This is a genomic window from Paracoccus sp. (in: a-proteobacteria), from assembly GCF_047973135.1.
GTDB lineage: Bacteria > Pseudomonadota > Alphaproteobacteria > Rhodobacterales > Rhodobacteraceae > Paracoccus.
Map to the genome: position 1 here is coordinate 1 of NZ_JBKEBL010000017.1, position 10,756 is coordinate 10,756.

General features: G+C 61.8%; 15 protein-coding genes. 1 reads left to right on the forward strand and 14 read right to left on the reverse strand.

Annotation, left to right across the window (positions count from 1 at the left end; genetic code table 11):
* The 8 genes from ACK5L9_RS01165 to ACK5L9_RS01200 form a co-directional block, all read right to left on the reverse strand.
* Window positions 1-511, reverse strand: a 511-nt coding sequence (locus ACK5L9_RS01165; RefSeq protein ID WP_416909611.1) for a hypothetical protein, incomplete at its 3' end; no start/stop codon positions are given.
* Window positions 512-729: 218 nt separating this feature from the next.
* Window positions 730-1,023, reverse strand: a complete 294-nt coding sequence (locus ACK5L9_RS01170) for an addiction module antidote protein (protein ID WP_416909612.1) — start codon at window positions 1,021-1,023, stop codon at window positions 730-732.
* The gene (locus ACK5L9_RS01175; protein WP_416909613.1) at window positions 1,013-1,315 is read right to left on the reverse strand and encodes a type II toxin-antitoxin system RelE/ParE family toxin; all 303 of its coding nucleotides are present in this window, start codon (window positions 1,313-1,315) and stop codon (window positions 1,013-1,015) included. The genes ACK5L9_RS01170 and ACK5L9_RS01175 overlap by 11 nt, the downstream gene beginning before the upstream one ends.
* 527 nt (window positions 1,316-1,842) lie before the next feature.
* Entirely contained in the window at window positions 1,843-2,097 is a 255-nt protein-coding gene (locus tag ACK5L9_RS01180; protein WP_416909614.1) for a hypothetical protein, read from the reverse strand.
* A gap of 213 nt (window positions 2,098-2,310) precedes the next feature.
* On the reverse strand, window positions 2,311-2,502 hold the full coding sequence (locus ACK5L9_RS01185; protein ID WP_416909615.1) for a hypothetical protein: 192 nt from the start codon (window positions 2,500-2,502) through the stop codon (window positions 2,311-2,313).
* A gap of 14 nt (window positions 2,503-2,516) precedes the next feature.
* Window positions 2,517-2,861 carry a DUF86 domain-containing protein gene (locus ACK5L9_RS01190; protein ID WP_416909616.1) on the reverse strand — a complete coding sequence of 115 codons (345 nt, stop codon included), beginning with the start codon at window positions 2,859-2,861 and terminating at the stop codon, window positions 2,517-2,519.
* A complete protein-coding gene (locus ACK5L9_RS01195) occupies window positions 2,858-3,157 on the reverse strand; it encodes a nucleotidyltransferase family protein (RefSeq protein ID WP_416909617.1) in 300 nt (99 codons plus the stop codon). Before ACK5L9_RS01195 ends, ACK5L9_RS01190 begins: the two co-directional genes overlap by 4 nt.
* Window positions 3,158-3,189: 32 nt before the next feature.
* Window positions 3,190-3,414 (reverse strand): hypothetical protein, encoded by a 225-nt coding sequence (locus ACK5L9_RS01200; RefSeq protein ID WP_416909618.1) that lies wholly within the window; start codon window positions 3,412-3,414, stop codon window positions 3,190-3,192.
* A gap of 135 nt (window positions 3,415-3,549) precedes the next feature.
* On the opposite strand from ACK5L9_RS01200, the gene ACK5L9_RS01205 reads away from it, so the two are divergent.
* A complete protein-coding gene (locus tag ACK5L9_RS01205; RefSeq protein WP_416909619.1) occupies window positions 3,550-4,092 on the forward strand; it encodes a helix-turn-helix domain-containing protein in 543 nt (180 codons plus the stop codon).
* A 147-nt stretch (window positions 4,093-4,239) separates the two neighbouring features.
* Here ACK5L9_RS01205 and ACK5L9_RS01210 read toward each other — a convergent pair whose 3' ends face one another.
* From ACK5L9_RS01210 to ACK5L9_RS01235, 6 genes are all read right to left on the reverse strand, one after another.
* Window positions 4,240-5,988 (reverse strand): hypothetical protein, encoded by a 1,749-nt coding sequence (locus ACK5L9_RS01210; RefSeq protein WP_416909620.1) that lies wholly within the window; start codon window positions 5,986-5,988, stop codon window positions 4,240-4,242.
* A gap of 9 nt (window positions 5,989-5,997) precedes the next feature.
* Window positions 5,998-6,693: a hypothetical protein gene (locus ACK5L9_RS01215; RefSeq protein WP_416909621.1), complete on the reverse strand. Its 696-nt coding sequence runs from the start codon at window positions 6,691-6,693 to the stop codon at window positions 5,998-6,000.
* Window positions 6,693-7,655: a tail fiber domain-containing protein gene (locus ACK5L9_RS01220; protein WP_416909622.1), complete on the reverse strand. Its 963-nt coding sequence runs from the start codon at window positions 7,653-7,655 to the stop codon at window positions 6,693-6,695. Before ACK5L9_RS01220 ends, ACK5L9_RS01215 begins: the two co-directional genes overlap by 1 nt.
* A gap of 5 nt (window positions 7,656-7,660) precedes the next feature.
* Window positions 7,661-8,140, reverse strand: a complete 480-nt coding sequence (locus ACK5L9_RS01225) for a hypothetical protein (RefSeq protein WP_416909623.1) — start codon at window positions 8,138-8,140, stop codon at window positions 7,661-7,663.
* Window positions 8,141-8,170: 30 nt separating this feature from the next.
* On the reverse strand, window positions 8,171-8,818 hold the full coding sequence (locus ACK5L9_RS01230; protein ID WP_416909624.1) for a hypothetical protein: 648 nt from the start codon (window positions 8,816-8,818) through the stop codon (window positions 8,171-8,173).
* 3 nt (window positions 8,819-8,821) lie between these two features.
* The coding region (locus ACK5L9_RS01235; protein ID WP_416909625.1) for a hypothetical protein at window positions 8,822-10,756 on the reverse strand (1,935 nt) is incomplete at its 5' end.

Sequence of the window (10,756 nt, forward strand, 5' to 3'; positions counted from 1 at the left end):
ACTTGCCCGGCTCGTCGCCAAACCGCGCGATCTCATCGGCGGCCACCCCCAGACCATGCAGCGCCGATCCGATGCTGCGCACGGCCCCGGTGCCTGCATCCCGCGCCAGTCCGCCTGCGGCTTCACCCGCGCTTACCCTGCCGTCGCCGTCAGACACCCGCACAGGCGCAGACCCTGCCGGATAAAGCTGGTCCGCAATGTCATAGGAGCGTTCAAGGATCGCCCTGCCACGCGCCTCATCGCCCGCAAGCCGGGTGATCGCGTCCTCGATCCGCAGGCCGCCCTGAACCGCCCCCGCCAGAGCCATCGCGTTTTTCGTCGCAGCCTCGACCGACCCGCCCCCACCATTGGCCTCGTCCAGCGCAATCAGCACATTGGCAGGGACATTCGAGCGCCGGGCAATGCCGTCAAACGCCTCCTGCACCGATACCGGGTGATCGCGCTCAGGCGCGGCCCCCAGTTGCGAAAGGGCAGATTGCAGCGGCGATTGGCCGGAAACATAGGATGCCATGTAGAACCCCCAAAAGCGGTTTGTCCTACGGGGTCACATCCTATGAAGCCCGTCCCGGCCGTTATGTCACAGGACAGGGGCAGGTCACAACAGGGGCGAAAGCCGGTTAGCCGTAGTTATACGGCGTCAGTTGGAAATTTCCCTGCCAGCTTTTCGAGGTAGTTCGAAGGCGGGATGCACATGGTGTGGAAGATTTAATCCAACGGCTGGTAGGGTTGTTATTCCGCCGGAATCAAGGAAGCCTCAAGGCGGATGTTCAGCGCCTTCGTTACACCCAGCAGGGTAGACAGAGTGGGGTTCCCGGTCGGAGACAATGCCTTGTAAAGCGCCTCCCGGCTCAGGCCCGCATCACGGGCAACCTGCGACATACCACGGGCGCGAACGATCACGCCGAGCGCGTTAGCGATGTACCCTGCATCTCCGGTTTCGAGGGCGTCACGCAGGAAGACGGCCTGCGCCTCCGGTTCTCCCAGATACTTGGCCGCGTCGAAAGGGGTCGTCTCAATGGTCATAACCGATCTCCTGCGCCATCTTCTTGGCTCGCTTGATATCCCGGTTCTGCGTCCGCTTCGTGCCACCACACAGCAGGATATAGAGCATCCCACCTCGGCGGCAGAAATAGACCCGGTAGCCGGGGCCATAGTCGATCCGAAGTTCACCGATACCGTCGAAGATCTTGGAATCACCGATCAGGCCATAGCGGAGGCGCTCGATCCGGGCTGCTATCAGCGCAGCGGCCTTATGGTCTTTGAGACCGTCGAGCCATTCGGAAAACGTACTGGTAAGGCGGACTTCGTTTGTCATCTGTAGCTTATAGTTATCACATGGCGATCTGTCAACTATAAGCTACATGCGGTTGACTATGTTGCAGCCGAGGCGGCATCTATGTCGTCGGGAGATAATATCTGACCGGGTCCGACAAAGGCGGATTGACCACAATTTGCACATTGGTTACGAAAAGTGAACAGTTGTTGCGACGGCGGATCAGATCCCTCGCACCAGCGTTGGCAGTAGCGTCCCAACCCTCAACATCTTCCAGAGTACGATCCACCAAGTGAAAGTTCACGCCCATTCTGCTATGCACCTTTATTGGACTGGTAGCGGCCACCAGCCGTCCAGCCACGCTTCTGAAAATCCGCCCTGTCCAACGGGCGCGGCGAAGCCCCACCCGGTAATGTCGCCTCTGCTCCGCATGACAGCGTGGATGCCTGCAAACCGATCCGTGCCGCCAAAGTGGCCCGGCTCAATGCCCCAAGGCGACAGGTCATCCTTGATCTTGACGAGGACCGGCGTGCCGTCGCGAGGGGCTTCACTCATTGGTCTCATGGCCATCATGCACGACCAGACCGCCCATGAGAAGCCCCGGCACGGCCAGCCGTGCAATGGCTGCGGTGTGAGCCGGTAAAGGCGATGTGGCTATCTCCATTCTCCAGCATGATCACAGGGCGGCCCGTCCAGCCATTGACGATCACGTCCTCGCGCAGGCGGATGATCTTGTCGGTGCCTTCCGGCTCATTGCGCAGGTACACCATGCCAAGCTTGGTGCTGTCTGCGGTGGTCGTGCTCATTTTGATGTCGTAGGTCATTTGTTTCCATGATCCGGTCGGTGGGCGGGGTAACATCAGCATCTGATGACAGGTAAGGCATACGGCATTATGCCGTAGGAATATCAACACCAAAATCAATCACGGATTACGGATACCCGGCGTTTGGAGGCACCAAACCTGTTCATCCTTCGGAACAGGTTCACCATCGTCTCGGACTGCTATCCTGCACAGGATCATGGCGTACTCCGGGCGTTAGGTGGAAGATTTGGCTTCGCGGGCCTGCTTGCGAGCGGCACCGAACAGGTCCAAGAGGCGGTTCGCCGCCGCCTGACCCTTCGCCATGTTCACCGCCAGACACATCTCAGTCATGTCCTGATCGCTGATCCTGTTCAAGGCGTCAGCAACGGAAAGGGTGCCGGTGACTGTTCGCGTTGGGTGGGTCATTGTGTCCTCGGGCGTTAGTTGGAGATTCTTGAAAGCAGAGCGATCAGTGGCGGCAATTCAGCGACCGTCTGCCAAACCACATGAAGATCAATGTCGAAATATCCGTGAGCGATCCTGTTCCGCATTCCGCGAATGCTGCGCCACGGCACGGAGCCATTGGCCGCTGCAAAATCCGAATGGTCAGAGACGATCCTGCTCGCGGCTTCTCCGACAATCATCAGTGACATGACAACCGCCCGCTGTGTCCTGAGATCGGCAAGGAAATCATCCTCGTCCATGCCTTCGGTGAAGGCCACAGCATCGGTCGAACCCTGGACCATCTGCCCGAGATAGTCGGACAGCCTGTTCTCGGCGCTCATACCGGCACCGCCAAACGCAGCACTTCAGCCCTGATATGAGGGGGCAGGTCGAGCGGCGTCCTTACATCGACGCGAACACCGAGCGCCTCTTCGAGAGCATCCTGAAGCCCGCCAAGGTCGAACAGAGTTGTTTCAGGCAAAGGCTCCACCAGCACGTCGAGATCACTATCTTCGCAATCATTCCCGGTGAGAACCGAGCCGAAGATGCGCGGATTAACCGTCCGGTGCATCTCAGCGAGACGCCGGATCGTTTCGCGGCCCGAGGAAAGGGCTTGGGATGGTGTTGCTCCCGGCATATCAGCCTCCTTGGGCGGGCGTTAAGTGGATTTTATTCGCGAAGTTCGAGGCGGCGCTCTATCCGGTCCAGCCGCTCTTGCAGGGCGGCAATCGCCCCGTCTTGCGCGACTTCGGACTGCATGAAGGAAGCCATGTGCCCCTTTACGCCCCGAAGGTCAGTCTTCAGGTCATGAAGATCGCCGGACATTTCAGACAGCTTAGCCTGAATGGCCTTCAGGTGTTCGAGGATCAGTTCATTCGTCACGTTGTCAGCCATAGTCGCAGCCCTTTGGCGTTCCTGTAATGGTGCGGCAGAGTTACCGAACCTCTTGCAAATCACCGTATCAGTGATGTATCATAGTGTCAATCGATAAACATTGACACAAATAGGCGGAGCGTGCAAAGAGCCTTCATGAGAACGATGGCCGCAGGAATGAGCATCCGCAAGCAGAAGGGCGACCTTTCTGCCGCAGGATTCGATTTCACCGACGAATATGTGCCGGTCTATCTCGATGATCGTGACACAGCGATTGCAAGCATGGCACCCGGCGACGTGCTGGTGGTCGCCAGTGCATCCTGTCTCGGCTATCCCGAGCATGATATTCTTTCGGCCCTCGCCGAAATTGGCCGTCGCGGCGCAAGCGTCCTCGATCTCGAAACCGGCGAGGAAATTCAGTGGCACCCGGAAATGCAGAAGGTAGCCGATTTCGCCGAACGTGGCGGCTCGGCCACCCGCAAGGCCATCGCCGCGAAAGCCCGCAAGGCGCGCGTTGAAAGCGGGAACCTGGGCGGTGTTCCCGCCGCTGATCGCGGGCCAAAGCAGGCCGAACGGCTCAAGGCTATGCTGGCAGAGGGCCAGTTGAGCCGCGAGGAAATGGCGCAGAAGCTAGGTATGAGCCGGGCGACCCTGCAACGCTGGCTGCGGGATGACCCGTCGCTGACACAGACCAAATGAGGTGGGCCGAAGCAGGTCAAGCTGCTCAAGGCGATGCAGGCTGAGGGCCAGTTGAGCGGCGAAGAATGGCGCAGAAACTCGGTATGAGCCGGGCGACCATGCAACGCTGGCGCGGGATGGCCCGTCGCTGACACAGACCAAATAGGGTCACTTTGGGCGGTGCAGCACCGGGGTTTCTGTCGCCTGTCCGGCCGCCGCCCCACCTCCCCGCGCTCTTTGCACCTGCGCCAGTGCTTCCTCATAGCTGATCGCGGGTTTGCCATCGAGGCCGATGCTGGTTTCCATCAGTTTCAGCGCAGCGGCGTTGGTTGCCCTGAACTCCTCCTTGATCAGATCTCCGGCCTGTCTGCGGCGTTCCTCGTCAAGCTGCAACAGTTGTTCCTGCATGCCCTGCTGGCGCTGAAGATGGACCTCCATGGCCTTTTGCGGCGAGGTCAGCCACAGGCCGCGCGTGATCCAGTCCGGGAGGCTGGCTTCCTGGGTGTTGACTTCGCCGGTCTGCTGGTTGCGCATCGCCAACCGGATGCCCGTGACCTCGCCCGCCTTGTCCCTGATCAGCGCGGACTGGTCCCTGACGATCTCGTATCCGTCATCGAAATACCCGTTGCTGTTATAGGCGTCGATCATGGCATCGGCAGCGGCGTCCAGATCGCCATTCATGGCTGAGAAAAGGCCGCGCGACCAGTTGCGCATCCCCTCCTGTGCAGCGGCGTCGTTCGCGAATTCGGACAATCTCTTCGCGTCTTCGAACCTGCCTTGCCGGATCAGGGCTTTCTGAATGATGGGAACGCCGTTCTCTCGCCAGCTTTCCCAGAAGCCTGTGGCGGCTTTCTCGCGCTGTGCCGCCGTCACGGGCTTTCCGGGCGTCGCCCCCAGCTCCATGCCTCCGGCGGCGGCGCGCATCGCCGGGTCATCGCCCATGTCATCGACCACCTTTGCCGCCGCATCCACGGTCGCGGCTTCGGCTTTGGTGGCGTTTTTGGGCGGCAGCGGGGCGGGCATGCCGCCGGTCTCGCGGATGAGACCGGTTTTCTTGCCATCGCCGTTCAGATCGACATTTTCGACCAGATCGTCCTCGCGCCCGAAAATCCAGCGCCGCGGAACGTTCATGATCTGTTGCGCCTGCCGCACGCCTCTCAGGCCGGAATTCGCCATGGCCTCGGGCGCCATCAGCGCGCCACGGCCCAGCGCCTTCCCGGTTTCGACAATATCCGTGGCGAATGTACCGCGTCCCCATCGGTCCGCGTTCGGATCCGCTTGCAGCGCACGAATGGCAGAGGGGGCGCTTGCCATCAGATTACCGGTTTCGTCGATCTGCGCCTGCCGCGCGGCGACATCGGCACCAATCGTCAACCGCCCCTCCCGAGCGGCCTGCGCAATCGCCGCCCGCTCTTCCGGGCTGCGGGGCACGCGGGTTGCGACGACCTTGCCATTGCCCGCATCCTCGAACAGACCGCCATCGTCGCGCACGGCCCCCATGGGCATTACCTGCGGTGTCGCGCGCGTATCAGATGGCTGCACCGGCATGTCCGGTGCGCGGCGCGGTGCAGCGGGCTGCACCGGAACGGATGGCGCGGCAGCGGTGCGGGCCGGTTCGATCATACCGGCATCTCCCGCATCGGCCGCAGATGCCAGGGCAGCGCGCAGGGCCTGATCGTCGTCCCACGCCTGTTGCCATTGCTGCCCCGAGCGCCGCTGCGCCCCCATATAGGCATCCTGCCGGTCCCTGTCCCAACCGTAACGCTCTGCAAGGCGACCTTCGGCAGCAGCGCGATATTCGTCCAGTTTTTTCTGCCGCGCCTTGTCGTCCTCGCGGTCGTCCCAGCGATGCCTGATTTCGCGCCCGGTCGCGTATCCGTTGACCAGCGCCGCGATGCCCGTTCCCAATCCGCTCATCTTTGCCCCTTATCTGACCGGCGGGCGGGCACCGAGACCGCCGCCCATATATCTGCGTTCGAAATCCCCGATGGCCACCGAAAGCTGGTCATCGGGAACATTCCTGAAGCCGTCCCATTCCGCGCGCAGTCCTGCCATTTTCCCCGCCATGTCCCTTGCGCCACGCAGGCGATTGGTCGCCAGATGCCGGAACATCGCGTCCTGCGTGGTCTTGTTGAACGGGGTCGATGGGTCCAGCCCCATCTGATCCGCCGCCCCGCGCAAGGTAGAGCCGACGATCTGGTATCGCCCCATCGGGGTCGCCACCCGACCGGCCTGACCCTTGACCCATTGCGCATAGTCACCCGAGGGATCGGCAAAGGCGATGGCGTCGGCGATGCTGCCCTGACTGACGCTGCGACCGGCAAAGGGACCGTCCTTCTGGGAATGACCGTAAAGCGTGTCGTAATCCCCCGCGCCCTCACGGGCATCGATCAGGCTGACCAGACTGCCGCTTTCGGCGGGGGCCGGGCCTGCCTGTACCGCCGTCGGCGCGGGATCGGGCATAGCCCCCAGCCCGGCCCCGCCCGAGGCGCGCGTTTCCACGATGTCGAGCATGCGCCTGTTCAGTTCCCGCATGGCTTCGCGTTCTTCCCGATCTTTCCGGGCCGTTCTCGATCCGGCAAAGCCTTCGGCGAAGGAGGCCAGCGATTGTCCCATGCCCATCAGCGGATCCTCTTCTCGATGCGATCCAGTTGCGCGGCCAGATCGCGCACCGCCCCCATGGTGATGCCGATCTGGTCCTGAACCGGGATCGTGGTTCCGTCACCCTTGCCGGTGGCCTTGTGGAAATCCTCGGCATAGGGGCCGATATGCCGCCCGCCATCGCCCATGCCCGGCCTGTAGGTCCATTCCTCGACCGGCATCTTGCGCAAGGCACCCAGAGCGGCCCCGTCCTTCATCGGGGTCTTGTCGGTCTTGGCCTTCTTCGTGGACAGGGTGCCCAATATCGCCATCGGGTTCCCGGACGCCATGCCCGCAATGGTGCCCAGCGCCTGGAACATTCCGGCCTTTTCCTGCTGATTGGCCTGATATGTCTGCATCTGCTGATTGTACTGCGTGTTCAGCAGCGATCCCTGCTGACCATAGCCAGCCATGGCACCGTTCGCGCCGCCCGACACGGCACCATTGGACAAGCCCATCGAGGTGGCGGGGTTGACCGCGAGGCCGGAGCCGAGATTGATGGCATTCGCCATCCTGGCACTCCCCTCGGCCTGCACCCTGTCCCGCGCAAGATTTCCCGCGCCGACAGCGGCCAGCGCCTGATCCAGCCCTGCTTTCGCCCGCGCAGAGCCAGAGCGTCCGGACGCGGGATTGAGACCCAGCGCCATTTCCTGACGGGTGCGTGTGCCATCCGCGATCCTGCCCTGCAACCGCACATCGCTGATCGCGCGATCCACTTCGCGTGCGATCCTGCCGGGGCTGTCCCATTGCTTTGCATCGCGGATATATTCGTTCTGAAGAGGCCTGAACAGATTTTTCCAGCGCCTCCGGTCTTCCGATGCCCACTGGTTTGTGATCGACGCCTGCTTTTTCATGAAGGCCAGAAGATCTTCGCCGACCTCGGCTGACTTCATGGCTGCGATGCCGATATTCTCGTCCGGTTTCGGTGCGCTTCCGCCGCCCATCCGCCTTACTCCTGCTGACCGGTCATCCGCGACCGAAAATCACTGTCAGAAGGCCCGGCAGAGGCCAGAATGTCATCACATGACAACGAAAGGACGATACCATCCTCTCCCCCCCGAACGGAACCCCTGTCGCGGTATTCGATTTCGAACCCGGCCCTGATCAGCATGCAGATCGCGCCGGTATTCCTGACGGGAACGCGGGCCAGAAGCTGTTTCAGCCCGAAATACCCAGGATGGAAGGCGATAAACGCCAGCGCCGTGATCATGTCGCGGCTCAGTCGTCGGCCTTCGGCATAGCCCAGATGCATTTCCGCGCGCCCGCCACGGAAGCATTCGAAAACCGCAATGCCATGCATCGCCCCGGTGCCGGTCGGGCAGGCCGCGATGGCGACGGCATCTTCCATGAACCCGTCCGATCCGGTGAGTTCGAGGGCTTGCTTCAGCAGCCCTTTCTGGCCTTCGGTGATGAAAGTTGTCTTGCTCATGGTTCCTCTCGTTCGGCATGAGGGTGCCGCTCATCCCGCCAGCACGGGGGAAACGGCGTTCAGATCGGCATTCAGCGCCGCCAGGATCGAGGTGATCGCGGCTTCGTCGGGGGCTTGCAGCAGGGTGTTTTTTGCCTGAAAGCAGATCGCATCGATCTGGCAATTGGCCTGCCGCCAGATGGCGTTGAGGTTCAGAAACACCTGAGCGACCTCATAGGCCGATCCGGCCGTCACGCCGACCTCGGACAGCACCAGCGGATAATCGGACATGTCGATCTGCTGCCCGCTGTCGAGCGCGGCGACAAAGCCCCGCGCTTCCTCGAACTTCGCGATATAAAGGGCGTCCTGACCGGGTATATCGGTGATAAAGGCCAGCCGGGCATCGCCGCGCCAGTCATCGACCTTCGAGCGGGCCTCGCTGCGCGCCCGGTCCAGATCGGCCTGAACCTGCGCGCCATCGCGCGGGTCGATCCATTCCGTGCCGTGCCATTCCGCCCATGATCCGGGCCGGGCAGGATACTCGGCGAAGTTGGTGCCATTCCAATAATGGCTGGCATCGGTGACATGCTCGGGGGCCTCGACCGCCAGCAGGTCGCCACCCTGAAGGTCAAGCGTGCCGGGCGTGCATTGCCCGGTCTGTTCGATGATCCCGCCCTGGCCGATGACCGCGTATCTCATGGTTCACCTCTTGATGTGCAGGGCCGCAATGGCGCGCGGGCCAATGGAGGGATCGCCGGTATATGTCCCGGTCGTGAAGCGTTCACCCGTCAGGGTATAGGTCGTGTTTCCCTGCCCGGTGTTCATGTCGATCGTGAGAAATGCCGCCGATGTCTGGGTGCCGTTCGTGGCCGATGCCGAAGGCCATTCGCCGATCTGGTTGCCATTGCGAAGCAATTTGAAACTCGCAATCGCTTCGGAGACATATCCTGCGATCTGGCAGGTCATGATCACAAGCGTCGGTGCCCCGATGCGGCTGAGCGAACAGCTCACCAGATTTTTCTGGCCGTTCGTGCTGGTCAGCCTGATCTCGTTTGACGCCTCGCCCGCAACCGGAAGCGTGACGGCCTGCCCCGCAAGGTGCAGCGTATTGATTTCGGCATTGCCGACCTTCAGGTTGGCTGCGCCAAGGCTCTCGAACTGCCCGAGCAGGGCGCGGACGGTGCTGGCGGTGATCAGGTCTGAGGTGACGCTTCCGGGCAGCAACAGGGTCGATGCCGATTTCTGGCGGCGCAGGTCCAGACCGGCGAGGCGGAGCCATCCTTGCGTGGCGTCGTTGCGCAATTGCACGGTCAGTTCCGTGACGCCCGAAGGAACCTCGAAGCTTCCCGTGATCTGCCCCCATGCCGTGCCGACTTCTGAAACCGTGAACGGGAACTGCGTGATATAGCCGTTGTTCTGATCCCCGATCCGCAGCTTGGAGTTGAAGCTCGTCCCATTCCAGTTGCTGCTGCGCCTGGCGGCGGCCCGGAACGTGAAGGTTTCCCCCGGCTTCACCGGGATGGGGGTCATGCGATAGGCGATTGTGGGGGCATAGAGCGAAATCCCGACACTCGGCTTTCCCTCCCATGGATTGGTGCTGTCAAAGATGCCGCTCCAGCCGTTCGGGATCAGGGGGGAATTATCTGCATCCCAATATTCGTCGAGATAGTTCCCGGCATCCGTCAGCACCAGCTTTCGGGCGCTGAGCGTTCCATCCGCGATCACGAGATTCCCGATCAGCTTCAGAAGCGATCCACTCCCCTGGCCATCGTTGTTGAACGAGACCGCCTCGATCCCGGCGCGGTTTTCGCCGTTGACCGACGCGACATTCGTGAACCTCGCAACCGATCCGTTCAGGCTTGACAGGGCGGTTGCGGATTTGCTGACCGAGGCGAATGTCGGGCCAAGAGACGCATTCAGCGTCAGATCGGCCTGGGCGATGGCCTGGGTGGTTTCAGCGCGGGTGAAGTGATCTTCGCTGATGCTGGCCCGGACCCCGGCCAAAACTGTGCCGCGCCCAAGCTCCTCTTCGGTCGCGGGCCGGATGCTGATGCGGTGAAACGTGATCGTCTTGGCCGTGCCCGGATATCCGGACCAGGTGGTGTTGGCATAGGTAACGAGACGGTTTTCCTGAAATGTTCCGGAAAACGATGCAGGGCGAACCAGAATCGCGCGCGCGATCTGTGTCTTGCCGACTGCACTCTGCCCGGCGACAATCTCATTCAGCGGCTTTCGGTCGATATAAAATGTGCCGTTCTGGTTGGCCCAGCGCACTTCCACATGGGCACCGGCCAGCGCGCCGCTGCCAAGGGTGAATTCGACTTCGACCGCATAAGCTTCCGCGTTCACCTGACCCGGCCAGGCGGTAGCGCCGCCGGAGGCAACGGCAATCCCGTCATTCTGTGTCCCGGACACGCTGAACCGCCAGTCCCGGCCGACTGGATAGACGCTGTTGGGAAGTTTTGTCAGGGTGCCTTCGCTTCCATAGCGCACCCAATCCGACGAGACGAGGAACGTATCGCTGATGACGGCATTGGACCTGCCTGCGACCTCGGAAAGCATGTTCAGGCTGGTACTCGCCGATGCGGCGGCGGATTCTGCATCCTGTCTTGCGACCACTGCGTCGTCACGCGCGAT

Excerpts from the sequence above, each read along its gene's own strand:
- ACK5L9_RS01170 (WP_416909612.1), bottom strand. The coding sequence starts at position 1,023 with ATGACCATTGAGACGACCCCTTTCGACGCGGCCAAGTATCTGGGAGAA.
- ACK5L9_RS01175 (WP_416909613.1), bottom strand. The coding sequence starts at position 1,315 with ATGACAAACGAAGTCCGCCTTACCAGTACGTTTTCCGAATGGCTCGAC.
- ACK5L9_RS01180 (WP_416909614.1), bottom strand. The coding sequence starts at position 2,097 with ATGACCTACGACATCAAAATGAGCACGACCACCGCAGACAGCACCAAG.
- ACK5L9_RS01185 (WP_416909615.1), bottom strand. The coding sequence starts at position 2,502 with ATGACCCACCCAACGCGAACAGTCACCGGCACCCTTTCCGTTGCTGAC.
- ACK5L9_RS01190 (WP_416909616.1), bottom strand. The coding sequence starts at position 2,861 with ATGAGCGCCGAGAACAGGCTGTCCGACTATCTCGGGCAGATGGTCCAG.
- ACK5L9_RS01195 (WP_416909617.1), bottom strand. The coding sequence starts at position 3,157 with ATGCCGGGAGCAACACCATCCCAAGCCCTTTCCTCGGGCCGCGAAACG.
- ACK5L9_RS01200 (WP_416909618.1), bottom strand. The coding sequence starts at position 3,414 with ATGGCTGACAACGTGACGAATGAACTGATCCTCGAACACCTGAAGGCC.
- ACK5L9_RS01205 (WP_416909619.1), top strand. The coding sequence starts at position 3,550 with ATGAGAACGATGGCCGCAGGAATGAGCATCCGCAAGCAGAAGGGCGAC.
- ACK5L9_RS01210 (WP_416909620.1), bottom strand. The coding sequence starts at position 5,988 with ATGAGCGGATTGGGAACGGGCATCGCGGCGCTGGTCAACGGATACGCG.
- ACK5L9_RS01215 (WP_416909621.1), bottom strand. The coding sequence starts at position 6,693 with ATGGGCATGGGACAATCGCTGGCCTCCTTCGCCGAAGGCTTTGCCGGA.
- ACK5L9_RS01220 (WP_416909622.1), bottom strand. The coding sequence starts at position 7,655 with ATGGGCGGCGGAAGCGCACCGAAACCGGACGAGAATATCGGCATCGCA.
- ACK5L9_RS01225 (WP_416909623.1), bottom strand. The coding sequence starts at position 8,140 with ATGAGCAAGACAACTTTCATCACCGAAGGCCAGAAAGGGCTGCTGAAG.
- ACK5L9_RS01230 (WP_416909624.1), bottom strand. The coding sequence starts at position 8,818 with ATGAGATACGCGGTCATCGGCCAGGGCGGGATCATCGAACAGACCGGG.